The organism is Gracilimonas halophila, assembly GCF_042684365.1.
GTDB classification, from domain to species: Bacteria; Bacteroidota; Rhodothermia; order Balneolales; family Balneolaceae; genus Gracilimonas; species Gracilimonas halophila.
Map to the genome: position 1 here is coordinate 103,883 of NZ_JBHULI010000025.1, position 26,922 is coordinate 130,804.

17 protein-coding genes are annotated in these 26,922 nt (G+C 42.3%); 7 read left to right on the forward strand and 10 right to left on the reverse strand.

Annotated features, from left to right (window positions below):
• Positions 1-72 precede the first annotated feature (72 nt).
• A complete protein-coding gene (gene leuS / locus ACFSVN_RS11335) occupies positions 73-2,685 on the forward strand; it encodes a leucine--tRNA ligase (protein ID WP_390303834.1) in 2,613 nt (870 codons plus the stop codon).
• A gap of 29 nt (positions 2,686-2,714) precedes the next feature.
• Here leuS and ACFSVN_RS11340 read toward each other — a convergent pair whose 3' ends face one another.
• The 7 genes from ACFSVN_RS11340 to ACFSVN_RS11370 all read right to left on the reverse strand — a co-directional run bounded on the left by ACFSVN_RS11340 (position 2,715) and on the right by ACFSVN_RS11370 (position 10,001).
• Positions 2,715-3,305: a hypothetical protein gene (locus ACFSVN_RS11340; protein WP_390302654.1), complete on the reverse strand. Its 591-nt coding sequence runs from the start codon at positions 3,303-3,305 to the stop codon at positions 2,715-2,717.
• A 3-nt stretch (positions 3,306-3,308) separates the two neighbouring features.
• The gene (locus ACFSVN_RS11345; protein ID WP_390302657.1) at positions 3,309-3,782 is read right to left on the reverse strand and encodes a ligand-gated ion channel; all 474 of its coding nucleotides are present in this window, start codon (positions 3,780-3,782) and stop codon (positions 3,309-3,311) included.
• Positions 3,783-3,969: 187 nt separating this feature from the next.
• Complete coding sequence (locus ACFSVN_RS11350; protein ID WP_390302660.1) at positions 3,970-5,139, reverse strand: citrate/2-methylcitrate synthase; 1,170 nt, start codon at positions 5,137-5,139, stop codon at positions 3,970-3,972.
• A gap of 232 nt (positions 5,140-5,371) precedes the next feature.
• Positions 5,372-6,187: a nucleoside triphosphate pyrophosphohydrolase gene (mazG, locus tag ACFSVN_RS11355; RefSeq protein WP_390302663.1), complete on the reverse strand. Its 816-nt coding sequence runs from the start codon at positions 6,185-6,187 to the stop codon at positions 5,372-5,374.
• Positions 6,188-6,221: 34 nt separating this feature from the next.
• Positions 6,222-7,490 carry an asparagine synthetase B gene (locus ACFSVN_RS11360; protein WP_390302666.1) on the reverse strand — a complete coding sequence of 423 codons (1,269 nt, stop codon included), beginning with the start codon at positions 7,488-7,490 and terminating at the stop codon, positions 6,222-6,224.
• A gap of 1 nt (position 7,491) precedes the next feature.
• Positions 7,492-9,399, reverse strand: a complete 1,908-nt coding sequence (locus tag ACFSVN_RS11365) for a tetratricopeptide repeat protein (protein ID WP_390302669.1) — start codon at positions 9,397-9,399, stop codon at positions 7,492-7,494.
• Positions 9,396-10,001, reverse strand: a complete 606-nt coding sequence (locus ACFSVN_RS11370) for a Maf family protein (protein WP_390302672.1) — start codon at positions 9,999-10,001, stop codon at positions 9,396-9,398. Before ACFSVN_RS11370 ends, ACFSVN_RS11365 begins: the two co-directional genes overlap by 4 nt.
• 91 nt (positions 10,002-10,092) lie before the next feature.
• Here ACFSVN_RS11370 and ACFSVN_RS11375 point away from each other — a divergent pair, with 91 nt between their 5' ends.
• From ACFSVN_RS11375 to ACFSVN_RS11395, 5 genes are all read left to right on the forward strand, one after another.
• Positions 10,093-10,341, forward strand: a complete 249-nt coding sequence (locus ACFSVN_RS11375; RefSeq protein ID WP_390302675.1) for a hypothetical protein — start codon at positions 10,093-10,095, stop codon at positions 10,339-10,341.
• 4 nt (positions 10,342-10,345) lie between these two features.
• Positions 10,346-11,173 carry a DUF92 domain-containing protein gene (locus ACFSVN_RS11380; RefSeq protein WP_390302678.1) on the forward strand — a complete coding sequence of 276 codons (828 nt, stop codon included), beginning with the start codon at positions 10,346-10,348 and terminating at the stop codon, positions 11,171-11,173.
• Entirely contained in the window at positions 11,170-12,471 is a 1,302-nt protein-coding gene (locus tag ACFSVN_RS11385; RefSeq protein ID WP_390302681.1) for a dicarboxylate/amino acid:cation symporter, read from the forward strand. The genes ACFSVN_RS11380 and ACFSVN_RS11385 overlap by 4 nt, the downstream gene beginning before the upstream one ends.
• 87 nt (positions 12,472-12,558) lie before the next feature.
• On the forward strand, positions 12,559-15,372 hold the full coding sequence (locus ACFSVN_RS11390; protein WP_390302684.1) for a T9SS type A sorting domain-containing protein: 2,814 nt from the start codon (positions 12,559-12,561) through the stop codon (positions 15,370-15,372).
• Positions 15,373-15,450: 78 nt separating this feature from the next.
• Positions 15,451-16,272, forward strand: a complete 822-nt coding sequence (locus ACFSVN_RS11395; RefSeq protein ID WP_390302687.1) for an aldo/keto reductase — start codon at positions 15,451-15,453, stop codon at positions 16,270-16,272.
• Positions 16,273-16,292: 20 nt separating this feature from the next.
• On the opposite strand, the gene ACFSVN_RS11400 is transcribed toward ACFSVN_RS11395, so the two are convergent.
• Positions 16,293-17,021: an acyl-[acyl-carrier-protein] thioesterase gene (locus ACFSVN_RS11400; protein WP_390302690.1), complete on the reverse strand. Its 729-nt coding sequence runs from the start codon at positions 17,019-17,021 to the stop codon at positions 16,293-16,295.
• A 375-nt stretch (positions 17,022-17,396) separates the two neighbouring features.
• On the opposite strand from ACFSVN_RS11400, the gene ACFSVN_RS11405 reads away from it, so the two are divergent.
• A complete protein-coding gene (locus ACFSVN_RS11405) occupies positions 17,397-20,510 on the forward strand; it encodes a WD40/YVTN/BNR-like repeat-containing protein (protein WP_390302693.1) in 3,114 nt (1,037 codons plus the stop codon).
• A gap of 93 nt (positions 20,511-20,603) precedes the next feature.
• Here ACFSVN_RS11405 and ACFSVN_RS11410 read toward each other — a convergent pair whose 3' ends face one another.
• Positions 20,604-23,624, reverse strand: a complete 3,021-nt coding sequence (locus ACFSVN_RS11410; RefSeq protein WP_390302696.1) for an efflux RND transporter permease subunit — start codon at positions 23,622-23,624, stop codon at positions 20,604-20,606.
• Positions 23,625-23,633: 9 nt separating this feature from the next.
• Complete coding sequence (locus ACFSVN_RS11415) at positions 23,634-26,921, reverse strand: efflux RND transporter permease subunit (RefSeq protein WP_390302699.1); 3,288 nt, start codon at positions 26,919-26,921, stop codon at positions 23,634-23,636.
• Position 26,922 lies beyond the last annotated feature (1 nt).

Here is a 26,922-nt window from a genome sequence, read left to right on the forward strand (position 1 = left end):
AACCATTTCAATGGTTTCAATAATGGCTTATCTTTAAGGTTCGCAAAAGAAGACAAATCCAACCATTCATCAATGCATTCCTACAAACCGGAAAACATCGAGAAAAAGTGGCAAGACTACTGGCTCGAGAATAAGACCTTTAAAACCCCCACTGATACCTCCAAACCTAAATATTACGTACTGGATATGTTTCCTTATCCAAGTGGAGCAGGCTTACATGTGGGGCACCCGGAGGGCTATACCGCTACGGATATCATATCGCGATACAAACGCATGAATGGTTTTAATGTACTGCACCCGATCGGCTGGGATGCCTTTGGACTTCCTGCAGAACAGTATGCCGTAAAGACCGGAACTCATCCGCGTATCACCACCGAAAAGAATGTGAATAAATTTCGCGAGCAGCTACAGGCCATCGGCTTCAGTTACGACTGGGATCGCGAGGTGAATACCACGGATCCGGATTATTATAAATGGACGCAGTGGATCTTCCTTCAGTTATACAAAAAAGGACTGGCCTATGAGGATGAAGTTGCCGTGAACTGGTGTCCGGAGCTGGGAACAGTGCTGGCCAATGAAGAAGTGGTGGACGGAAAGAGTGAGGTTGGAGGATACCCGGTAGTCCGTAAGCCTATGCGACAATGGGTACTGAAGATCACTGAATATGCTGAGGAACTGTTGCAGGATCTGGAAGATCTGGACTGGCCGGAATCACTAAAGGAAATGCAGCGCAACTGGATCGGAAAGTCCATCGGGGCTGAGGTCGATTTTGAGATCTCAGGCTATGATGAAAAGCTGAGAGTATTTACTACACGCCCGGATACCATTTTTGGAGCTACCTACATGGTATTGGCTCCGGAGCATCATTTGGTGGATAAGATCACCACAGATGAACAGAAGGAAGCTATTGAGAACTATAAGGAAGAAGCGGCTAAGAAATCTGATCTGGAGCGACAGGAATTAAATAAAGATAAGACCGGCGCATTTACCGGGGCTTATGCCGTCAATCCTGCGAACGGGAAAGAGATCCCGATCTGGATCGCGGATTATGTGCTGGCAAGTTATGGAACCGGTGCCATCATGGCGGTACCCGGACAAGATGAACGCGACTGGGAGTTTGCCGAGAAATTTGATCTGGAGATCATCCGCACGGTTGAACCGCCGGAGGATTTTGATGGCAAAGCCTATACCGGAGAAGGTCCGGCAATCAACAGCGAGTTTTTGAATGGATTGAAGATCAAGGACGCCAAGAAAAAGATCATTCTTTGGCTGGAAGGTAAAGCAGCCGGTAAGAAATCAGTAAATTATAAACTGCGTGACTGGCTGTTTTCACGTCAGCGTTATTGGGGGGAGCCATTTCCGATCATCCATGTGGATGGCGAGCACAAAGCGCTGCCTGAATCTGAATTACCTGTAACACTTCCGGAAGTTGACAAATATCAGCCTACCGGAGATGGCGAGCCGCCACTGGCAAATGCCACGGACTGGGTACATACCACTGACCCTGAAACCGGAAAACCGGCCAAACGCGAAACCAACACCATGCCGCAATGGGCGGGTTCCTGCTGGTACTATTTGCGCTACATCAGTCCTGAGTTTGATGGTGGTCCCGTTGACCCCGACTATGAAAAATATTGGATGCCCGTGGATCTGTATGTGGGTGGGGCTGAACATGCCGTTCTTCACTTGCTCTATGCGCGTTTCTGGCATAAAGTGCTGTATGATATTGGCGTGGTTTCCACCAAAGAGCCGTTTCAAAAATTGGTGAATCAGGGGATGATCCTGGGGGAAATGGAATTCACAGGATATAAGAAAGGTGATGAATGGATTGATTATAAGTCAGTGGAGAACCTTTCTGATAAAGAAATTGGTGGTCCAGGAGTTTTCACTACAAAAGAGAAACTCAGAGACGATCAAGTTGAAAAAAAGGGCAATGATTTTGTAGTCAAAGGCACAAACATCAAAGTTGAAGCCCGGGCCCATAAAATGTCCAAAAGCCGCGGTAATGTCATCAACCCTGATAATGTGATCGCTCAATATGGGGCTGATTCGCTTCGGTTGTATGAAATGTTCATGGGTCCGCTTGAGCAGGTGAAGCCATGGAGTACTAAAGGAGTGGAAGGGGTGAACCGGTTCCTGAACCGGGTCTGGAGATTGCTGGTAGATGACGATTCCGGGGAGATCTCTGACAAAGTGAAAGAGATGGAAGCGACTAAAGAGCATCTGAAGCCGCTACATGAAGCCATCAAAAAAGTAACGGAAGACATAGAGAGCCTGCGATTCAATACGGCGATCTCTGCTCTGATGATCTTCGTGAATGATGCCAATAACTGGAAGGAGATCCCGCTATCGGTAGCAAAAGAGTTTGTTCAGATCCTGAATCCATTCGCACCACACATCACGGAAGAGTTATGGAGCATGCTTGGACATGAAAACACGCTTGCTTACGAAGAGTGGCCGGAATTTAACGAAGAGTACCTGAAAGCGGATGAGATCATGTATCCGATACAGGTGAATGGTAAAGTTCGCGGAGAGCTTTACGTGGATGCCGATAAGGCCAAAGACAAAGAGTATGTATTAGGGCTAGCCAAGGAAGAAGAGAATGTTGCCAAGTACCTTGAAGAGGGGAATTTGGTGAAGGAGATCTTTGTACCGGGCCGGATTGTGAATTTGGTGGTAAAATAAAGTGCCAAATTATGAGTGATCAATTTTAGTCAAAAGATAAAGCTGGTTACAGCTACTAAAACCAGAAGAAAAGTTAAAGGAATTACTCTTCTGCAAATTTTGAGTAGATCAAATTTTCTTTGACTATTTTTTAAGAATCTATGATTAGCTACAGCTGCAATTATTCCAAAAAGAATAAATAGATTGCCAATAATAAATATGTATTCGATAAAAGTATTATATGGTAATTTTGGAACATCAGGTGCTGAATATACGATTAAAAATATCATAGCTGATAACGATGTAATGCCAATAAAGATCTGTGCTCTAAAGTGCTGTATCCAAAAGATCATAAACGAAATTAGAGCGATCAATAAGGTTGGTATTAGCAAGTGCAAAATGTAGTATCTATGGTTTCGCTTCGCTTGTACTTCAAAAATTATTTTTGAAAAAGTACTGCTTTCTACACCGGATCTAAGATCTGAGTATTGATCATAAATAGTACTGTCAATTCTTGAGCTAGTATTTGTCAACATCCAACTATCCCCAAGATTTAAATTCATTAAAGAATCTTTTTCAGGTAATAGTAAGGAACTTCCAAACTTCAGTGTTTCTTTATTATAGAGAAAAGGCTCGATCACGATTTAAAAAGTTTTTGAATCAAAAGGATATTTTTCGGATTGCATTTGAGTATGAAAAGTCCCACTAAAGTGTTCCGTGTATATTACTTTTCCATCAGGTTTGACGGTTATTTCTAGACCATTTGTTTCTCTACTACTCTGAATATTTATGAATTCTAAAGCGGGAACCCATATTTCTGACCGCATGAAATTCTCTGCCTCTCCATCTTTATAAGTCAAAAATGTTGATGATGATTTGGGATCATAAATTAGTCGTTCATCGAACCAGGTATAACTTAAAGAACCATCAATTTGGTAGCTCTCATCAACCAGATCAATATTATATATTCTCCCAATGTATAAGTTAGGTTCAACCGTAACTAAATAATCAGGAGGCGATGCTTTTACGTTGTTTTGAAATGCGTAAAGTTGAATACCTGAATCAATTAGGAGAAAAAACAGCAGCAGGGTTTTATAGCAGGCTGATCTAATGAGCATTTTAAAACTCAGTTTCCTTACTTATAACTGGTATGATATATTCCATTCTTTGAGGACTTTTTTCTAAAATGAATAAACTGTATTCAAATTCAAAGCCTTAGATCAATTATATCGTAGTAGCTCACATAAAAAAAGCCTGTCCGGAAAACCGAACAGGCTTGGTAAGCTAAAAAAATATAATGGTTAATTACCGCTTTTCAACAGGCACCCAATCAAGATGTTTTTCACCAACATAAAGTGCACGTGGGCGGATCAGGCGGTTGTTGGCTGCCTGCTCCATGAAGTGGCCGGTCCATCCGGATACACGGCTCATTGTGAAGATGCAGGTGTAAAGATCAGGCTGAATTCCAATAGAGTAATACACGGTAGCTGAGAAAAAATCCACGTTTGGATCAATATCTTTCTCACTCTTCATGGTGTTCAACATATCCATCGACCATTTGTATAATTCCTGATGTCCGGTCTCTTCAGAAAGATCTTCTGACATATGCTGAAGGAGGCGGGCTCGTGGATCGAAGGTCTTGTAAACACGGTGACCGAATCCGGATATTTTTTCTTTCTTATCAAGCTTTTCTTTGGTGAAAGCTACCGCATCGGCATCTTCGCCTTGCTTGCTAAGTTCAAGCAGCATATTCATAACAGCTGTATTGGCTCCGCCGTGAAGTGGGCCCTTCAGTGCACCGATCGCTCCAGTTACAGCAGAGTACATATCAGATTGTGTGGCACAAATAGTTCTGCAGGTGAATGTGGAAGCATTCATTCCGTGTTCTGCGTGAAGGATCAGACATAGATCCATCGTTTTTTCAGCCTGCTCACCCGGCTTTTCGCCATTCAGCATATATAAAAAGTTAAAAGCCGTGCTTTCTTCCTTAAGAGGAGCTACAATATCTTTATCATGACGAACACGATCAAAAGCGGCAATGATACCCGGTATCTTTGCTGTAATGGCAATGGCCTGCCCTTCAAAAAGTGTTTCATCATACTTTCCTTTGGTATCGTCAAAATCAGCCAGCATGGAAACAGCAGTTCTTAGAACAGCCATAGGCTCGGCATCTTTATCAGTAGCCTTGATATAATCCAGGATCGGCTGTGGAAGCTCACGATTTTCGATCAATAATTTTTTAAGGCTCTCGAGTTCTTCAGCATTTGGGAGGCGATCATTCCATAACAAGAAGCAAACTTCTTCGAATGTGGCATTATCAGCCAGGGTATCGATCAGGTAGCCGGAATAGATGAGTTCACCTTTTTGACCATCTATAAAACTCTTGGTAGTTGAAAAAGCTACGATACCGTCAAGGCCTCTGTTAATGTGAGGATATTGTTGCTCGTCAAAGCCTGTGTGAATGCCTTCTGACATTGTTTCTCCAAATTTTGTGTTAAATATAAATTACTCGATAAGAGCCAACTTAACGCTGTTAACGAATTTCACTTCCAGAGCGTTTAAAGTCAGTGTAAGTTTTCCGGTTCTCTTTTTGAGAAGGGCACCGAATATACTAAAACGGTAGCACAATTTTAAGTGAAATTGTTTAAAACTATTCTAACAAAACGAATTGATTTGAAGAAAATATGAAGTCTGGATTATTTAACAGTTATTCATCTTTATGGTGTTGCTTAGCTTCATTCCAGTAAGCGTCCATTTCCTCTAAGGTAGAATCTTTAAGTGCTTTGCCTTGTTCATTCAGCTTCTTCTCTATATACCGAAAGCGGTGCTCGAATTTAGCATTGGTTTTTCGCAGGCTGTCTTCAGCATTCAGTTCAAAGTAACGGCTTACGTTTACCATTGAGAACAATACGTCCCCAAATTCATCAGCAAGTTCATTTTTATTGCCGTTCTCTAAAGCTTGCCTGAACTCCTGTAATTCCTCATCCAGCTTCTCCAATGCAAGCTTCCATTCCGGCCAGTCAAAACCAACGTTGGCGGCTTTCTCTTGCATACGTTGCGCACGTATCAATGAAGGAAGCTGGGAGGGGAGTCCGTCCAAGGTAGATTTCTTTCCTTCCTTCAGCTTTATATTTTCCCAATTCTCGGATACTTGCTCTTCACCATCAACCACGGTATCTCCAAACACATGTGGGTGACGGCGAATCAGCTTTTCCATTAGGGTGTAGATGACATCCCCGATATCAAAAGTCTCCGTTTCACTCGCCATCTCAGAATGGAAAAGAACGTGTAGCAATAAGTCTCCGATCTCCTTTTTGAACTCATCAAAGTCTTTATCATCCAGTGCTTCAATAGCCTCGTAAGCTTCTTCTATGAGGTTATCCTTAATGGATTCGTGCGTTTGCTTACGATCCCACGGACACTCTTTTCTTAGAATAGCTACAAGTTCAACAAGATCTTCAAACTTTCGGCTTGGCTTCATAGAAATGTTAAGTGTTAAATTATGAATGTTAAATGCGTTCAAAATTTAACACTTAACATTGAGCATTTAACATTAATTACGTTTTTTTCTTCTCTTTTTTGGCAGCGGGGAAAAGGATGTTATTTAAAATCAACCGGTAACCGGGACTGCTGGGGTGTAACTCAAGATCCGTGGGGGGGTCATTCACGCGATGGGTATAATCCTCCGGATCATGGCCGGCATAAAAAGTGAAAGTGCCGTTTCCGTAATTACCGTGCAGGTATTTTACCTGTTCCCGCCCTGGAGATTCCCCTAAGATAACCACCGACGATTTTACCTTCTCTTTTTGAAAAGCTGTTGTTTGTCCATAAAAACCGCGGACACTGCTAACATGATTTTGGGTAAGCATGGTGGGAACCGGATCCCATTTTGCAGAAAATTCAAAAAGGGTGAAGAAATCAAGCGATTGATCTACCTCGTTAAGGCTTTCAGGTACATCAATATCTGCATGTTCATATTCTGCAGGATTTAATTTTATTGAGAAATCCTCGAATGCAAAAGTTTTATCATAGTCCAATTTTTTCTGGGCATTGGGATCAGCCGGGTCTCCGTCAAATTGTTCGGGAGCAATATCAACACCTTCAGCAGCTAGGGCAATGTCAAAGGTGTCGGTACCGGAGCACATGGCAAACAAGAAGCCGCCTCTTCCCACATATTCCTTGATGGTTCGGGCTACCGCTTTTTTCTGTTCCGAAACAGAAGAATAGCCAAGTTTTTCTGCCATGGCCTCCATTTGTTTTACCTGTGCAATGTACCAGGGCATGTTCCGGTAACCGGCCCAGAACTTTCCATACTGTCCGGTAAAATCTTCGTGATGAAGGTGGAGCCAGTCGTATTCATCCAGCTTTCCTTCAAGTACTTCAATATCCCATATTTTATCATACTCAACTTCAGCATAGGTCAGTGCCAGGGTTACGGCATCATCCCAGGGGAGAGCCTGATCTGGAGTATAAACTGCGATCTTAGGAGCTTTTTCTAAATTTACTACAGAGGTGTTGCTGCTGTTACTTTCCACTTCTGCTATAAGGCGCTGGGCTTCTGAGGCGCTCATGGTTTCCATACTTACGTTTCGGAGCCTGCTTTTGCGAATGATGTCATTTTCAACTTGTGCTAAAAAGCTGCCTCCACGATAGTTCAATAACCACTGTGCGTTGTATCCATCCGTTATATGATTGAATACAACTCCATAAGCTTTTAGATGGTTCGTCTGTGAACCATCCATAGAAATAAGCACATGCTGTTGAGCCTGCAGAGCTGCAAAAGGTGCGATGAGAAAAAGGAATACGATGTAAACTCTCTTGGACATATCAGGAATTTTGGTTTGCTAATTTAGTTAACCGTTCTCTTGCATAAGGAGCATAAAAACCCTGCGGATATTTCAGGATCAGTTCTTCATAAATTTCTCTTGCTGACACATATGTTTTTGAACCTGATCCACCTGAACTATTGTCAAAAAAGCAATCTTCTGAATTTTCACATTCCTGAATAGCAATATTGATGTTAACTTGTTCCGCTAATTTGGCTTGTTCCCACATCAGTTTTTCCATGATGGGGGTATTAGTGTTTATCGCCAGAAAATTGCTAAGCTGAATTAGTTTTTGAGTATCTGGAATGTGTGTGGAGCGGACATAAAATAAAATAGCATCGTCTTTCATGGTATAGACGGCCGGGTCGTTTATCAACGACAGAAATAATTGAGTACTTTCTTTGGAAGCTCCGTTATTAAATTTAAAAACGGCATCTGCAAACCGCTCTAAATTTTCACCCGTCGTATCCGCTGACTGCCCCTCCTGCAACCAAAGCCTCAGTTCAATGGCGTCATTGGCATAATAAGAGGTATTATTTCGGCCGAGTGACTTTAGCTGAATGTTGGCGAACTCATAATCACCTGAGTAGAAGTCGGTAAGGGCAAGGAAGTATCTGGATCGTTCTGCTATTTCACCTATATCAGCTTTTTTGTTGGCCCTGGTTAAATTGATACGAGCCTGTGCATATTCTTTCTTAGATAGATAGATTCGGCCCTCAATGTAGGAGGCCTCCGGGGTCTCTGCGGAACCCGGAATGGATTTTAGCTTTCTTAAAGCAGCCTCGGCTTTATCAAGATCGAAAACATGGTCGAGTGCTAATTCAGCTCGTTTCAGTTGTACCCTTTCCATACCGCTGTAAATATTGGTTTCTTGTTCAATGGAATCGAGCATAACAGTGGCAAGCTGATATAAGCTGTCTTTTTGATTGCTGAAATCAAGGTTGTAGTCATCAATGAATTTAGCCCAGCTTGAATAGGTGTTGGATAACTCTTCAAGTCCGCGCCATTTTACTTCCCCATATGCATTATCGGTGTAATAGGTGAATGCTTGTTGAGCTAATTCAAATTCGTTATTTCGGATGAGTTGTCGGCCTAAATTGAATAAGGAGTAATTAAATGAATTTGTACGATCCTCATATTCTTTGGCAGTAGCAAGAGCTCTTCTGTAAAGTTTATTCTCCTGCAGTAACCAAACCTGAAGTTGATAAAAGGTTTGAAATAGGGGGGCTGAAACAGACATATCAGCCAGCCTGTCATTTAACTCAACAATAGTGATGTCATAGAGAATCGGGTCATTATATCTGAGTAAACTTCTTTGAATAAAAGAGATCTGGCCGGGGGAATCTTCCAGTAAAGCAAGCCATTCCTCAATAGCGAGTTCATATTCACCGGCTTGCATATATGCATTGGCAATATCTCCAAAGAAAATTCTATTATTCTGGAACTGAACTCGAGCCTGTTTATAAATATCCACAGCAGATAAATATTCTCTTCGGGTGGTCATAACTCGAGCAGTATTCATATATAATTGAAGGTCGTTTGGGTTCTCCTCGAGATTAGTTTCCCAGATCTCCAACGCCCGTTCTTCTTCTCCTTTATAATGATATAGTTCCCCCGTTCTGACGGTTACCTGTCTTGCGAGTTCGTTGTTTTCAGCATATTGGTGAGTGATTTCAAGCGCTTCATCATATTGCTTGAGTTGAATGTAGCAATCGATAAGGCGGTCAGCTATGGGATAGATCTCAGGGTTATCCTCATTCAATTTCAGAAGTATGGGAAGGGCTTCAGCATACTCTTGCTGTTGCATCAATTGCACTGCCAGCTGGAACTGACGACTGTTTTGTGCAAATGCCGCGGTAGTGAAGATCAGAACGGCAAAAGCCCCAATAAGTAATTTCCTGAATTTCATAAATTATGAGGTATTAAAGTCAATTCGGGGACAAATAATTTCAGTTCCCGGTAAAATCGGTTCAGAGGGAAGCCGACGACGTTATAGTAGCCACCTTCTATTTTTTCTACAAACAAAGCTCCAAGATCATCCTGAATGCCATATGCGCCTGCTTTGTCCATTGGATTTCCGGTTTCTATGTAGTTTTTAATATCCACTTCCCCTAACGTGCTGAAAGTTACTTTTGTTTGTTCATGAAAAGTATTTTTGCTCACAATATGTCCGTTTTTATCACTTTTAACAAAAGCTACTCCTGTAAAAACAGAATGGGTAGAGTTACTTAAAGAGGATAGGATCTCAAAAGCATCCTCTTTATCCTTAGGCTTGCCAATGATCTCATTCTGATGAACCACAACAGTATCAGCGCCTATGATAAAACATTCGGGATGTCCGGCACTTACATCCTCAGCTTTCAGCAAGGCTAATTCTTCAACCAAAAGAGCAGGGTCAGATTGCGAACTGAGCTCTTCTGCATTGCTTGGAGAAACCTTAAAAGAAAGGCCAATTTGTTCTAATAATTTCTTTCTTCTTGGACTTTTAGAAGCCAATACAACTCGGTTCATTCTATATTTTTGTACTTTTGGGTTTAGCAGATAATTAAATAACTTTGCAAAGCGTTTCAATCCAAATATTAGTAAAGTTAACTAAAAGAACATGGCAAAACGAAAGGGTAATATGGCAGATAAACAACCTATGTTTTTTTCAGCCTACAATTATAAAATGATCGGGCTTGCTATATTTTTGATCTTTGCCGGATTTACTGCCATGTACCTTGAAAACGAAGTAAGTGGCTTTATCTCCCTGTTCATCTCTCCAATATTGATCATGGCCGGATATGTATTAGTGGTATTTGCCATCATGAAACATGACCGGGACGATGAAAAAGAAGTAGCTTCAAGCTGATATTGTGCTAGACCGCTGGGTAAATATCTTTTTTACTTTAGCCCTTGTATTCATTTTCATATTGTCTGGAGATGCGCAAGACCACCAACGAATTCTGATCGGTATCGGTCTTGCTGCTATTGTCTGTACTCTTGCTTTCATAATAAATTGGCTTACCATTGATGGTGCTGTATCTGCCGGTATTTTTGGGAGCATAGCTTATGGACTTGGAGGATTTACCGGCGCTGCGGTAGTTTTAGGTTTTTTCATTTCAGGTTCGGTTGTTTCAGACCGCTACATTTCGAAAGAGGGTTTTTTGGAGAAAAGTTTTAGAAGGGATGGAAAGCAGGTTTGGTCAAATGGGTTTTGGTTCGCATTATGGATCATCATCTGGTTCCTTTCAGGTACTCATGCTTTTATGATCGCAGCAATTACAGCTATTTCAGTCTCAACATCAGATACATGGGCCACAGAGATCGGGGATAAACGTATTAAAGGTAAAACCCGTCTCATCACCACCTGGAAAAAAGTAACGCCCGGAACTGAAGGTGGAATTAGCTTTTGGGGAACATTAGCAGCAATATTTGGGGCTTTCTTTATTGCTTTATTGTACGGGTTTTTCTCTCCATCAAGCAGTTTAGCCGCTATAGGGTTGATCTCTTCAATAGGATTTTTAGGTTGTATTTTGGATTCTTACCTTGGCGCCCTGTTTCAAAATCAGGATTATTCATTTTCTTTCGGTTCTTCAAATGGAAATGTGAATGCACATGTGAGTAACAATTTTGTAAACTGGGCCTCCGCCGGAACGGCCTCATTAATAAGTTTGATTTTAACCTTAATTATTGGCGTATGAAATGGTATAAAAAGTTACACTGGCAAATTATAATCGGATTGGTACTTGGGCTTATCTGGGGCTTGGTAGCAAACTTTGTAGGGCTCAATGAATTTACTATCGATTATATAAAACCGATCGGTACTATTTTTATTAAGTTATTGGTTTTAATTGCCGTTCCACTTGTGTTGGTCTCTTTAGTTACAGGTGTTACAAGTCTCAACGATACAACACAGCTCTCGAGAATGGGAGGAAAGACCGTAATAATTTATGCCATAACCACTGTATTCGCTATTAGTATAGGTTTAGCGACTGTAAATATTATGAAACCGGGGAAATCACTGCCGGTCGAAACCCGTGAACAACTTCAGGCCACATACAGTGAGAACCTGGATGACCGTAGTGAGACAGCCAAGGAAGTCATGGAACGCGGCCCGCTCGATTTCTTTGTGAATATTGTGCCCGAAAACTTTTTTGATGCAGCCTCGGATAATTCCAATATGCTTCAAGTGGTATTTGTTGCCATTTTGCTTGGTATAGGCATCATTCAGATAGGAGGTAAAAAAGCGGAAACCCTAACCAATTTCTTCGATGCATTTAATGATGTGATCATACGCATTGTTGAGCTTATCATGCTAACAGCTCCATATGGTGTATTTGCCTTGATGGCCTCTTTGCTTATTGACCTTGCGGGGGATGATCTTGGGAAAGCACTTGAATTACTGTATGCATTAGGGTGGTATTGCCTCGCGGTTTTGATCGGCCTGACCATACACGTATTTGTGGTCTATGCTACTTTGTTTAAAGCTACGAGCAATATGAAGCTAACCACGTTTTTCAGAGCCATTCAGCCGGCCATGTTGCTTGGTTTCAGTACCAGCTCTAGTGCAGCAACCTTACCGGTTACCATGGAGCGGGTTGAGAAAAATCTGGGCGTAAAAGAAGAAGTTGCCAGCTTTGTACTCCCCATAGGAGCTACTGTCAATATGGATGGAACCAGTCTTTATCAGGCAGTGGCAGCAGTATTTATTGCTCAGGCTTTGGGGATGGATCTTACGCTGCTGCAGCAGCTTACTATTGTTATTACAGCCACAGCAGCCTCAATAGGAGCAGCGGGAGTACCGGGTGCAGGTATTATTATGCTTGTGATCGTTCTGGAATCGGTGCAGGTACCAACGGCCGGTATAGCATTGATACTTGGGGTCGACAGAATACTGGATATGTTCCGGACCATGGTAAATGTCACCGGTGACGCAGCAGTTTCAGTTGCTGTTGCATCATCAGAGGGTATGCTGGGTGATGCTCATCTTGATGATTAGAATTTGGAGAATCAGGAAATTTTATATGCCTTTATGCCCGAAAATATGTTAATTGAGGTGAACACTATCAGTGTAACATAGGTGCCTATGGCTCAAAAGTTACTGTCTAACAAACTTCAGCAAAAACTACATATCGCCCTTATTGTTTTGTGCTCCTTTTTTGGAATGCAGGTTGAAGCTCAATCTGTATTACTTCCGGGAGATGTAGTCGTTGTATCTGCTAACGTTGATACACAGTCTTTCGATTTTATTCCACTTATCGATATTGAAAGAGGTACATCTGTTTATTTTTCAGACGCAAGATGGGACCGGTCCGAAGGTTTGTTAGATGGAAATGAACTTAGGCTGACATTCAATGAGTCAATTTCAGCAGGAACAAATATTCATGTTAATAGTGAAGATGATCCCCGCTTTTCGAAAATTGGCGCACTGAATTTTAGAGGAGACTCGCATAGTGTTTTGGTATATCAGAAGGAGGAAACGGTTCATCGGTTTATATTTGGGATGGGATGGGGTAAAGGTCAAGTTTGGAATAGGGAAGCTCAATCCGATGAGGGTTCTGATATTCCATTAAGCTTAAGTGAGAACTCTCATGCTTTACTTAGTCTGGGTGAAGAACGGAATCAGCAATATTATTTAAGGAATGGGGCAAGCGGTACCAAGAATATGTTATTATCGATGGTTGGTAACCCTCAGAATTGGAGAGGAAACAATCAAAATTCATTTCCAGACTTCGGCACATCATTCAATTTGATGTCTCCTCCTGTCATTCAGTTTGATAAAAGTATTTCGGAGATCAATGAAGGAGATTCAATAGCTGTTTTACATATAGCTGTCTATGAACATGATGGTTCACGTATTTCTGTGGATGTAGAATTTGATTCACTGCGCAGTATTGTGAACAAGACTGATCTCAACGAGTTTAGTTCTAAGAGGATAAATTTTACGGGATTGGTTGGGGATTTTACCTATGCGGTGGAAGTACCAATTTCAGACGATGAAATATATGAAGGACTTGAAACCGGTATTTTTACACTGAATAATCTTTCAGCCGGTAATTATGGAGATTTTTTGACCCATAATCTGCTGATAGAAGACAATGAGCAACCTGAGGTAATCATTTCAAGAGTTGCTAACAGTATCGATAGATCCGGATACATAGAGATTCAAAACCGGCAAGATGGCATAGTATCGATGGAAGGCTGGATGCTCTCCGGTAATAATCTCACATTTGAATTTCCCGAAAATGCTGTTTTATTACCAAAAGAAACGTTGAAATGGGTTGACGCTTCCGAATTAGAACTAACTGATGAAGTAGCTAAAGTATTTAGTTCTGAATCAAGGAGAAAAATGCTGAATAGTGATGGAGGCGTATTAACGCTTCAGAACTCTACGGGCAGAGTTGTTCATCAGGTAAATTATTTGCAACTCCGAAATAATGAAGGCAGAGAATCGACGAGAAATGATCTTGTTCTACGTGAGTCCGGTCAAAATATGCAGTCTGGTACCCTTTCAAACAGGACGAGTCAAAATGTTACTACCCTTAGAATTCAGAATTCAGGCTGGAAGTTTTTAACAGGTGGTAATGAATTTAATACAGAGTTTTCCGGAAAGGCATTTTACAGCTGGAATGAAGAAATGCAAGGATTTCAGGCCATTAGTGATGCACCTGCTAAAGAACAGGTGGTATTAGGTTTTTTTGATACAGATGAAATGCAATCACTGAGTAATCATATATCTTTAAAGAATAAGTCAGCACCTGCTGAAGTACTTAATTTTACGGTTTCAGCGACAGATACAGATAGGAATGAAACAGTAGATGGAATTGAAGGGTTGAACTTAGCCTATAATGATCTTGATAGATCAATATCGGTTTCTGGTTTAGTTGATTTGATAAAAAAAGAATATCCCGAATTACCGGTCAGTGATCATATTTATTCCGTCAGGCAAAACACTTCAGGAGCAATAGAGTTCGAAAAACTGGAAGTGCAGGAAAGCATACCATCTAAATCACCTTTCATACTAATGCTCGAGTCTGAAACTCCGGTTACCTATCTCACTTTTAATAAAGATGAATTTGAGGAGAGTTTATCATCAGCTCAGGACGTGCGTGATGAAACATATGGAGGAGGATTTGAGCTCACACTGAAGACCCAGTCTGAAGAGGAAGAGATACAGATCCACCTTACTGATGGGGTAAACTCTGAGCGGAGCAAAGATCTTAATTCCTATCCCGAGTTGTATTTGCCTGATCAACCATACTTAAATTTTTCTTTTAGGGAAGGAGCAGACTTTTATAATCAGCTCACTCTTTTCTCAGGGATAGGCCGGCAAATAGAACTTCCAATTCATTTTAGCAGTTATGAAGCCGGAAACTTTACATTTTCTGTAACTAAATGGGAGCAAATTCCTTCTGAGTGGAGTATTATACTTGTAGACCAAAAAACAGATAAGGAATATGATCTAAGGCGAAATTTTTCAGTGACAATAGAACATGAGTTCACGAAAACGATAAGTTCAGGAGAAGAGATAAATAGATTCTCAAAAACTCAACACAGAGCAGATGAACGATTCGTATTGAAGATTGCTCCCTCACAAATTTCAAATCAGAATGTAGAAGAATTAAATGATAAGCCTCGACAGGTTGAACTTCACCAAAATTATCCCAATCCTTTCAACCCGGTTACAACGATCTCATTTTATTTACCACAGTCACAAGAAGTACGATTGTCGGTTTTTAACATTGTAGGCCAGCCGGTGGCTGTTATAGTAGACGGTACACTTTCGGCAGGACAGCAACAATTTGAGTGGGATGCTACTGACAAACCCAGCGGAATGTATATTTACCAGTTGGAAGTAGGAAATAATGTTATGACCCGAAAAATGACATTAGTAAAATAATGAACACATTTCGTGTGATATCAGTTATTTCAAATAGAAACCTATAAATCAAATAAAGGATACTACTCAATACCTATCATGCAATTTAAAACAATTCAAGGGGTGGAAGTGCCCGAAATCGGATTAGGAACAAACCGGTTAATTGGCAGAGAAGGCGAAAATACCATTAAGTTAGCGCTCAATCTCGGCTATCGTCATATTGATACTGCACAAAGCTATAAAAATGAAAGAGAAGTAGGGGAGGCAATAAAAAGATCACATATTGATCGGGAAGAGATCTTCCTTACTACCAAGATCTGGCATACCCATCTTGAGAAAGAAGATGTTTTAAAAGTTGCCGAAAATTCCCTCAGGGAGCTTGATACACCTTATGTTGATCTGCTTCTTATACATTGGCCAAACCCTGATGTTGATGTTGAAAAGACACTGGAAGCTTTCCTTTCCTTACGTGATCAGGGGAAGGCGCTTAATATTGGCGTTGCCAACTTCCCGTTAAAAATGCTGAAAGAACTCAATGAGGAGCTTGCGGCACCGATCTTTTGTAATCAGGTTGAATACCATCCTTTTCTAAGTCAATTTGATCTGCTTGATTATACCGCTGAGCATGACCTGCTTTTTACAGCTTATTCTCCACTGGCTCAGGCTAAAGTGATGGAGGAGCCCTTACTGAAAGAATTGGGAGAAAAGTATGGGAAATCTCCAGCTCAGATCGCATTGCGTTGGCTGATAGAGCAAGAGCAAGTGGTGGCTATTCCTAAAGCTTCATCTGAAGAACACCTAAAGGAAAATATAGATGTATATGACTTTGCCCTGGAGGATGATGATTTTTATGCCATCGATGACCTTGATAAATCGACAAGGATAATAGACCCCGATTTTGCCCCGGAATGGGATAAATGATTAAAAGATAAATACAAATGTTATCGGCATTCAGCTAAAGCCAGGATTTTACCATCCTGGTCTTTAAGTTGATGTTGATATGAATCGGATAGATCTCTTCGTTCGGAGGTAATACTGTCTCCTGCTCTGCTTTCCTGCAGGAACATTATATCAATTTGGTTGATATTCACTTTTTCATTATCAAAAGTTTCCAGCATCCATTCAACATAACGGGCATTGTTTACGTGATCATTCATATCAAGGTCTGATCTCCTGACCTTAATATAACTTTTGATAGCATTACCTTCATCATCGAAGGGCTTCATTCGGGATGTTTTGACCGGCAATACATGGTCAATTTCTGAAAGTCGGAGCTCAAGAACTTCTTTGGGCATTCTGTTAGGCCGGCGCGTCTTAATATTGATCATCATCCAATAGCTCAGGCAACAGCCAATTTCATTTCCATCCCTATCTAAAATTCTGTAATCCCTGTACGCTCGTAAAGCGTCTCCTGCTGCCGGCCATGTTTCAATGGTAACCGTTTCCCGCCACTCAGGAAATCGGTTGATCTTGATATCCATACGGTGTAATACCCAGGTCAGGTTTTGTTCGTGAAGCTGGGTGATGTCAAAGCTTAGTTTTAAAGCATGATTTCCAGCTACTTCCTGGAAAAGTGAACAAATTGCAGGCAAGGTTGCTCTTCCGTTTTGATCTACCTCGCTGGCTCGGATCTTAAAGGACTCTGAATATTTGGTGGTTTCTTTGTTCATGTGAACTTTAGTTTCATGACAGGATACATGCTTGTTGACAAAAGGCCAAATATAAGTCCCATAACTTTCACTCAATGTATTTTGAGATTCAATAATGGTGAACGACTGAGTCCTTCATTATTCATTTCTTTGGGTTCCTTAACGAATTCCATCTTAATGTAAAAGTGATTAAAAAATTGATATAAAGTAGCATAGTTGAAAAAAATTGTTTTTTGTGATCAAAATTAAGTTCAGATTAATAGGGTGCTAAATCATATTTGGATTATTTGTTGAATACCAATTAGTTATAGGGTCACTATAAAAATGATGGATTCAGTGAACACTTTATTAGTCACAGGAATAGTGGGACTTGAAAAATAATTTTAGTAAATGCTTATGAAACTCGTTAAAACCTTTTTTGCCTTAATTGCAGTTGTTCTGTTAACATTGTGTATGCTGCCTCAGCAACTGTATGCCCAAGACATCTCCTCTTCATCTGAAATTGATACAGCTTTTTATAGCAATATGGAATTCAGATCGGTGGGACCCACAAGAGGTGGAAGAGTAACTGCAGTGGAAGGGCACCAAGCTCATCCCTATACGTTTTATATGGGAGCTGCTGGCGCTGGTGGAGTTTGGAGAACTACAAACTACGGGGCGGACTGGACAAATATAACTGATGGAGCAGACTTCAAGAGTACATCAATCGGATCTATTGAAGTAACAGAATCGGATACAAGCATTATTTATGTAGGTACAGGAAGTGATGGTATTCGTGCCAATGTGACTATTGGACGTGGAATATATAAGTCTACCGATGCAGGGGATACATGGAAAAACCTGGGTCTGGAAGAAAGTGGACAGATTGGGGCCGTCAAAGCACATCCTGAAAATCCAGATTTGGTATATGTTGCAGCATTAGGGCACCCCTTCGGTAAAAATGAGCAACGAGGCGTCTTTCGTTCTAAGAACGGGGGTGAAACATGGGAAAATGTATTGTTTACTTCCGACTCGACAGGTGCCATTGATCTTGAGCTAAATACCGAAAATCCGGATGAAATTTATGCTGCAATGTGGCGCGGTGAACGAAAACCGTGGACAATAATAAGCGGCGCAGATAAAGAGAATGGACTCTATAAATCCACCGATGGAGGTGATAACTGGACTAAGCTTGAAAATGGTCTTCCTGATGGGCTTACCGGTAAAATGGATCTGGCTGTTACCCCTGCTGATCCGGACAGGATATATCTTTTGGTAGAAGCTCCCGGTGAGCAGCAAGGATTATATCGCTCAAATGACCGTGGGGAAAGCTGGGAACAAACTTCCAGTAAGGAGGATATTATGAGTCGTCCATTTTATTTTACTAATGTTACTGCTCATCCTAAAAATCCCGATGTGGTTTATGTAGGCAATGTGCGGTACTGGGTATCAACTGATGGAGGGAAAACATTTGAAAGACGCCCTGTAACTCATGCAGATGTTCACGATCTGTGGATCAATCCCGATAATCCCAGAATACAGGTACAAGGGAATGATGGAGGCGCTACTGTAACCCTTGATGGAGGAAAAACATGGTCTACCCAGCTTAACCAACCCACTGCAGAACTTTATCAGATCTATGTAGATAATCAGGTACCATACTGGCTGTATGCAGGGCAGCAAGATAACACAACTATATCATTGCCCAGCTTGCCTCCGGCAGAAAGTGCTGAAAACGCACAAGGACTTTGGAATACAGCCGGCGGCTGTGAAACAGGTCCTGCAGTCCCTCAACCAAATAATCCCTCAACTGTTTTCTCTAATTGTAAAGGTCGGTTCGGCCAGTACAGTACTATTACAGGTCAGGAAAGAAATTACTATGTTGGAGCGCAAAATATGTATGGACAGAACCCTAAATACCTGAAGTATAGATTCCAGCGGGTAGTTCCTATTGAGATTTCTCCACATGACTCAAGTGTTGTCTATAATGCATCACAGTATGTTCACCGTACTACAAACGGCGGGCAAAGTTGGGAGCAGATCAGCCCGGACCTGACGGCATTCAAGGATGAGTTTCAGGTAACATCCGGTACTCCCATAAATAGAGATATTACAGGGGAAGAGCACTATAGTACGTTATATGTAGTTCAGGTATCTCCCCACAATAAGGATTTAATTTGGACCGGTGCCAATGATGGTCCGGTACATGTAACAACTAATGGCGGTGAAAGTTGGACCGACGTAACTCCTGAAGGATTGCCACCCAATGGACGTGTAGATGGAATTGATCCATCTCCTCATACTCCGGGAACTGCATATGTTGCTGTACAGCGCAGGCTTCTTGATGATTTTAAACCTTATATCTACCGTACAACTGATTTCGGAAAAAGCTGGACTTTAATAACAGATGGTAACGGCATCCCTGCTGACAAACCGGTTCGAGTAGTTCGAGAAGATCCCAATCGTAAAGGAATGTTATATGCCGGGACTGACTGGGGTCTATATTTTTCAATTGATGATGGCAAGCAATGGCAGCAATTGAAACAAGGTCTTCCACAGACAACCATAACAGATATTAAAATAAAGGATGAAGATCTGGTAGTATCCACAATGGGCCGCAGTTTTTGGATTCTCGATAATCTAACTCCACTGTATCAATATGATGCTGAAATGGCTCTCAATGAACATTATCTTTATGAGCCTCGTGATACGTACCGTATGCGTTATCGAGGAGGCGGGGGATCTTCTGTGCCTCAATATTTGGAGGCCGGTGTTATGATCGATTTCTATCTTTCAGATTCCTCCAATGAAGACATCACAATTGATATCTTGAAAGAAGATGGAACAGTTATCCGTCGTTTTATAGGAAGTTTAGCCAATATAGAACGGAAACAGCCGTCCAGTAATACTTCCTCTTTTGAAAGTTTAGCTAACATTGGAGAGCCTGATTCTATTGATGTTCAGGAGGGACATAATAGGTACATCTGGAATATGCGACACCCCGGTAGCACCACTGTTTCCGCTGATGGAAGTAATTATTTTGGACCCTACAGAGGCCCAATGGTTCCGCCTGGAGATTACCAGGTTCGTGTGTCGGCCGGTGATTGGAGTGAGACAAAAGAATTCAAACTCATAATGGATACCCGTCTCTCATACGTTGGTATAACTAAAGAAGACCTGGAGGCACAACAGGAATTGAATCTTAAGATCCGTGATGCCATTGGGAAGGCAGAAAAAGTGGCTGCTCAAATAGACACTCTCCGAAATAAACTCCTTACGCAAGAGGGTGCAGGTCGTACAGCGTCACTTGAAAAGGTGAATGAGTTATTCGCTCGCCTTGTCACTTCCGAAGTAGGGAGTTACCAGAAGCCGGTTCTTATAGATCAGATGGAGTATCTGTACTACATGACTACTTCTGCTGATCAACGACCCGGAGATGATGCTTATATTCGGTTTGATGAACTATCGGATAGTCTTAAAGAAATAGTATCAGAATGGGAACAAATGCAAAACGCATTGGATAGTCAATAACCTTTGTAAAGATCTTTGTTAAAGGCCGGGGACTTGCTGTGTAACGACTTCAAGTTAAAACCGGCCTTTATGACACTTAGGGAAAAGTGTGAACTACCGGGCATTATGTAATATCCTCGTTCCCCATATTCTAATATCATCCAGTATCACATAAATGGATGGAAGAACCAGTAATGTTACAATGGTTGAGAACGTGAGCCCACCAACAATAGCTCGAGCCATAGGAAAGTAGGGAGGACCGCTTCCGCCAATCTGAGTAGTTCCGATACAAAGCGGGATCAATCCTAAAACTGTGGTGGCTGCCGTCATAAGGATAGGGCGTATACGGTCGCGACCACCTTGTATTACAGCATCTCTTCGCGACAGGCCTTCTCCCCTCAAATGATTGATATGGTCTATCAATACGATCCCATTGTTTACCACGATTCCCATCAGGATGAGAATTCCAATGAAAGCCATCAAGTCAAAAGTGGTATTGGTAAGAAAGAAAAACCAGAAGATTCCAACCACTCCAAAGAAAATACATGAGAGCACACTGGTAGGGTATAAAAGTGATTCAAACAGTGATGCCATGATCAGATAGATCAGAAAAAAAGCGATGAAGATATTGAATAACATGGTAGTGGCAACATCATCTCCCATGCCAAAACTGCGTCCATAGCTCCAGGAATATCCGGTGGGGTAGGCGATCTGATCCATAACCTTTGAGATCTCATCACGTGCCTCATCAGGGGTAAGATCTTCCAGATTAATGGCGATGCCCAGTGAAGTTCTGCGGTTTTCACGGAAGATGCGTCCCGCACCCTGGCTTTGTTCAAATTCAGCCAGAGATGCCAACTTCACAGTTTGTTCTCCTATGGAGATTGGAAGGTTTTTGAGGTCATCAAGTGTTTGGCGATTCACATCCTGAAAAGCAAGGACCACATCCACCTCGCCATCAGTGCCACGAATACGCTGTACGGTTTGTCCGCGCAGTGAACGAGATACCATCTGCGCTACAGCAGAAGAGGTAAGCCCAAAATTTCGGGCACGGTCATGATCGACGGTAAGCTGAATTTCATCACTGCCGGTTTCAGCCTCAGAGCGGACATCAGCGAACCCTTCGAGCTGACCTAACCGCCATTCAACCTGCTCGGCAAGCTCCTCAAGTGTTTCCATGGATTCACCCTGCACAAAGACCCGAACCTGCTCAGCACTGTTACGACTGATATACTCAAAGGCCGGCCGGCCAATGGCAATTTGGGGTAAAAATTCTTGAACCTCTTCCTTGATCTGTGTAACAGACTTTTTGGCATTCTCATCGGGTACTAAGTTCAGTGTCGATTCAGCATAATCAGGAGTATAAAAGGTATAAACAGATTCGATCTCGAAGTTCTCCTGATTCTCATAAAGGTATTGCTCGATCCTGTCTACGGACTCTTTGACTGTTTCAAGGGTGTAGGAAGCGTTAAGATTGTATTGTAGTCGCAGCTGACGTTCTTCCACTCTGGGAAACATATCAATGGACATGAACGAAGCGGGGATGATGCCACTGAGAAAGAGTAAGGTTATGAAAACTACAGAGGTTTTTCGTCGCTCCAGAAACCATTCCAGTAAATTGGCATATTTAACAGAGAATTTGTCAATGATGGTTTTTTTATCGGTTTCTTCAGGCGGTTTGATCTTGGACGCCAGCAGCGGGATCACTGTAAGTGAGATCACCAGTGAGGCCAGCAACGCAATAATGATCGCCATTCCAATGTAGAACATATGTTGTGAGATGAAGCTTTCATTGACTACGTTTGGAAGGAATACAATGATAGATGTCAAGGTACCGGCAGTAACGGCAATAGAAACTTCCTTAGCTCCAAAAACAGCAGATTTCCACGCACTGTATCCCATTCGCTGATAACGATGAATGTTTTCTGTTACTACAACGGCATTATCCACAAGCATACCTATAGCAAGCATTAAACCCATCATAGATAAAATATTCAGGGAAATATCGAGGAAGAAGAAGAAGCCGAGCGTTACGATAAGGGAAAAGGGAACCGCTGTAGCAACGATCAAAGTGGTGCTGATCTGACGCAAGAATATGTAAAGCACGATGATAGACAGCAACGCCCCGATCATACCCGCATTGAATAGCTCCCGGAGTGAACTTAAGATCCCGTCCGCTTCATTGAACATTTCATAGATCTCAATCCCCTGCATCTCCGGAAGTTCATTGATCTCCTCAATTTCAGCCAATACCTCATTCACAACTTCCACCGAGTTGGCGGTTGATTCTTTAGTGATATCGAGCCCGATGGCGTATTTCATGTCCAAATGGCGGGCATAGTCGCGTTTAGGTGTTGTATATTTAACCTGAGCGATGTCTTTAACACGGATGTTGTTTTCAGCTATTATGAGTTCTTCGATCTCCTCAGTGGTACTCAGGTCACCGATCGGGCGAACCATATACCGCATACCTGAATCAGTGATCTTACCTGCTGAAATAGAAAAATTTGATTGTCTGAGTCTGTTGCTTAATTGGTTCAGGTCAATATTGTATTGTGTGAGCCGATCCGGATCCAGTTCAATTCTGATCTCCTTTTTCTCAACTCCGTAAAGTTCTACCTGTCCAACTCCGGGAATTCGTTCGATACGCTGCTGGATATTACGGTTAAGCAATTCATAAGCATCAGAAAGATCACGGTTACTTGAGATCCGAAGCTGAAGGGTGGCATTGGCGCCATCCCGAAACTTAAATATCTGGTAATACTCAAAATCATCGGGAAGCTGATGCCGGATACTCTCGATCTTTTCTTTGATCTCGATGGCCTTAAGGTCAATGTCATTACCTTGTTTAAAAGTGATCATCACCCCGGCGTTATTCTCTCCGGAATTGGAGTTGATCTGTTCCACTCCGCTAATGGTCGCAAATACTTCTTCTATTGGCCGGGCGATGTTCTCATTTACCTCAGCAGGGGTAGAATTAGGATAAGGGATCTGCACAAATGCACCCGGAAAGGTGATATTTGGCATGAATTCCATAGGTACCATTCGGGTGGCGATCAATCCGACAACCAGCATACTCACAAAAACCATGAGTGTGGTTACCGGTCGGCGCAGGGAAAATTCGGTAATATTCATGGTGATGAGTTAAGCTAATTCAGTTTCGGGTTGAACCGAGTAATTCTTACGGTCGAGGATAGCGTACATGACGGGAATTACAAGGAGGGTAAGCAAGGTTGAAACCAGCAATCCGCCAATAACGGTGATTCCCATGGGAGCACGAAGTTCAGCACCATCTCCAAAGCCAATGGCTAAAGGAAGCAGTCCCAGCGTGGTCGTCAGAGTGGTCATAAGGATCGGACGCAGACGTGATTTTCCGCCTTCTCTGATAGCTTCCAGCTTTTCCATGCCTTTCATACGCATTTGATTAATGATATCAATAAGGATGATGGCATTATTAACTACGATACCTATCAGTAATATCAATCCGATAAATACAACCACGCTAATGGTGGTTCCTGTGAGAAACAATGCCAATATTGCTCCAACAAGGGCCAGCGGAATAGTGAATAAGATAATAAAGGGGTGGAGCAGGGATTCAAACTGTGAAGCCATTACCAGGTAAACCAGGAATATGGCTAACCCAAGAGCAAACATCAGGGAGCGGAACGACTCCGACATCTCTTCATTCTGACCTGCGATCTCTGCAAATATTCCTGATGGCAAGGTGATCCCCGCCAGGGCTTGTTCAACTTCCTCGGCAGCTTCACCAAGGTCACCATAATTCAGGTTAGCAGAAACCAGAGCTACACGCTGCTGAGCGACACGCCGGATTTCTCCGGGCCCGTTGGCTATTTGTACTTCGGCAATAGCACTTAAGGGAATCGGCCGCTCACTGTTTGGATTAACTATCAGTCGCTGGATTTCATCAATGGAAGTCCGGTCGGCCTGGCGTGCTCTTACCAATACGTCGATCTTGCGGTCTCTCCAGGAATACCGGGTAGCAATATCACCTCGAACATTGCTTACAATTCGGTCAGCTACTTCATGAACCTGTAGCCCAAGAGAAGCGGCTTTGTCACGATCAAAGATGATCTGAATTTCAGGGCTTCCGGTTTCCATGGTGCTTTTTACATCAGCAAAGCGATTGTTTGAAGACAGTGTTCTGGCAACAGCATCTCCGGCTTGTTTAAGTTTGTCCAGATCGAAACCACTGATCTCAATTTCAATAGGAGTAGTAAAGGAGAAAAGGGACGGTCTTTCGAATTTATACTGTAATCCCGGAACTTGGCTGAGAGAAGACCGGAGTTTGTCCATTGCAATTTCTTCTTCATTTGCTGAAGAACCGGAGGATAATGTTACATTCATCTCTCCCCAGTTCTCACCGCCTTCATCAGGGTTGGCGTCCATTCGGTTTCCTGTCCCTGCCACGGCAAAAGTAGTCTGAATATGATCATGATCTCGTGCTGAAGTTTGAACAGCCCTCAGAGCTGCATCGGTTTTCTCAATAGGTGTACCTGGAGGGAGTTTGAATTCAACTGAAAATTCACCCTGAGAAAGTTGTGGGATCAACTCAACACCGATACGCGGGACCAAAGCAACAGAACCTGAAAAGATCAGAACAGCGGAAGCCAATACGATGAATCTATGATCAAGCGCCCACCGCAGCATATTTGTATATACGTCTTCGATCACACGATAAGATCTGTCAAAAACATACACCAGGGGGGAGAATAATGCTTTTGTTCCTCTGGATATCCATTTCAAGAGAAATTTTACTGCTTTTGTAATAGCGGTTGGGATGGTATAGAAAAGGAACATTCGAATGGCTCGTAATCCTCGTCCGAATTTTGTTTTAGGCTCTTTCAGCTGTAACGGTTCAGCTTTAATTTTTGAGCCGCCAATGGATGACATCATGGGAATCAGTGTAATAGCAACTACAAGTGATGCAAGTAAAGAGAAAGTCACCGTCAATGCCTGATCACGGAAAAGCTGACCGGCTATTCCTTGTACAAATACCAATGGAAAGAAAACGGCAATGGTGGTAAGGGTGGAAGCTACAACGGCCATCCCTACTTCTCTGGCCCCTTCACGTGCAGATTCAATGATCCCTTTACCCATCTCTTTATGGCGCGCAATATTTTCAAGTACTACGATGGAATTATCCACCAACATCCCGATTCCAAGGGCTATTCCACCCAACGACATGATGTTCAGCGAGATGTCATTTCCATACATCAAATTAAAGGTAGCGATAATAGAAACAGGGATAGAAACCGAGATAATTACGGTAGTCCAGAAGTTTCTTAGGAACAGGTACAGAACGAGCACCGCTAAGATACCTCCGATGATTCCCGCATTTTTCACTTCATTTACAGCAGACGCAATAAACACAGATTGATCATAGACTTTGACCATGCTCATTTCCTCGGGAAGAATATCTCTGATCTCACTCATCCGGGCTTCAACAGCTTCGGCGGTGGCCACAGTATTGGCATCGCCTTCTTTGTAAATAGCGATCTCAACGGCTTCGGAACCGTTTAATCGAGTGATAGCTTCTCGCTCTTTGTAGGCTTGTTCTACTTCAGCTACATCCTTCAAATAAATCGTATTATTACCATTTCTGCCGATCACCACATTCCTTATCTGGTCTACGGTCTTAAATTCATTCAGTGTTCGGACAAGGTATTGCTGAGACCCTTCTTCCAGTCGCCCACCGGAGAGATTGACGTTTTCAGCACTTAAAATTTGTGTCACATTTTCGATAGGGATATTCAGGTAGGAAAGTCGGCGCTGATCGATATTCACCTGGATCTCTTCTTCGAGTCCCCCACTGATCTTGACCGAGGCCACCCCAAGTGAAGATTCCAAATTCTTTTTGAGTTGCTCATCGGCTAATACCCGAAGCCCTTTAAGGCGAGAAATAGCATCAGGACTGGAGAGATTATCGTAAGAGGCGTAATTGACGGAAGCATCATCATTCGTGTTCTCAGTAGCCTGATCATCATAGAATAACGCGTAGCGCATAATAGGGTCGAGAGTGGGGTCGAAGCGTAAAGTGACGGGCTTTTCAGCCTCAAGAGGAAGTTGAACGGCATCCAGCTTGGACATCACATCAAGGTTGGCGATATTCATATCAGTGCCCCATTCAAATTCGAGCACTACATCTGATTGTCCGGCACGGGAGATGGATCGAACCTGCTGTACTCCTTTGACCACCCCCACAGCTTCCTCAACCGGCTTGGTGATCAGGTTCTCCACTTCAATAGGAGCTGCGCCTTGAAATTCAGTCCGTATAGTGAGTGTTGGATAGCTCAGTTCCGGAAGCAGGTTTACATTCAGGCGAGAGAGAGAAACGATACCGAATAGTAAAATCCCCACCGTAAACATGGCGATGGTTACTTTTCTGCGTATAGAAAGATCAATAATTTTCATG

What these genes read in the sequence shown, in the direction of transcription:
- ACFSVN_RS11350 (WP_390302660.1), bottom strand. Translation starts at nt 5,139, where the DNA reads ATGTCAGAAGGCATTCACACAGGCTTTGACGAGCAACAATATCCTCAC.
- ACFSVN_RS11370 (WP_390302672.1), bottom strand. Translation starts at nt 10,001, where the DNA reads ATGAACCGAGTTGTATTGGCTTCTAAAAGTCCAAGAAGAAAGAAATTA.
- ACFSVN_RS11405 (WP_390302693.1), top strand. Translation starts at nt 17,397, where the DNA reads ATGAAACTCGTTAAAACCTTTTTTGCCTTAATTGCAGTTGTTCTGTTA.
- ACFSVN_RS11400 (WP_390302690.1), bottom strand. Translation starts at nt 17,021, where the DNA reads ATGAACAAAGAAACCACCAAATATTCAGAGTCCTTTAAGATCCGAGCC.
- ACFSVN_RS11390 (WP_390302684.1), top strand. Translation starts at nt 12,559, where the DNA reads ATGGCTCAAAAGTTACTGTCTAACAAACTTCAGCAAAAACTACATATC.
- ACFSVN_RS11410 (WP_390302696.1), bottom strand. Translation starts at nt 23,624, where the DNA reads ATGAATATTACCGAATTTTCCCTGCGCCGACCGGTAACCACACTCATG.
- ACFSVN_RS11415 (WP_390302699.1), bottom strand. Translation starts at nt 26,921, where the DNA reads ATGAAAATTATTGATCTTTCTATACGCAGAAAAGTAACCATCGCCATG.
- ACFSVN_RS11360 (WP_390302666.1), bottom strand. Translation starts at nt 7,490, where the DNA reads ATGTCCAAGAGAGTTTACATCGTATTCCTTTTTCTCATCGCACCTTTT.
- ACFSVN_RS11345 (WP_390302657.1), bottom strand. Translation starts at nt 3,782, where the DNA reads ATGCTCATTAGATCAGCCTGCTATAAAACCCTGCTGCTGTTTTTTCTC.
- ACFSVN_RS11395 (WP_390302687.1), top strand. Translation starts at nt 15,451, where the DNA reads ATGCAATTTAAAACAATTCAAGGGGTGGAAGTGCCCGAAATCGGATTA.
- ACFSVN_RS11375 (WP_390302675.1), top strand. Translation starts at nt 10,093, where the DNA reads ATGGCAAAACGAAAGGGTAATATGGCAGATAAACAACCTATGTTTTTT.
- ACFSVN_RS11365 (WP_390302669.1), bottom strand. Translation starts at nt 9,399, where the DNA reads ATGAAATTCAGGAAATTACTTATTGGGGCTTTTGCCGTTCTGATCTTC.
- leuS (WP_390303834.1), top strand. Translation starts at nt 73, where the DNA reads ATGCATTCCTACAAACCGGAAAACATCGAGAAAAAGTGGCAAGACTAC.
- ACFSVN_RS11385 (WP_390302681.1), top strand. Translation starts at nt 11,170, where the DNA reads ATGAAATGGTATAAAAAGTTACACTGGCAAATTATAATCGGATTGGTA.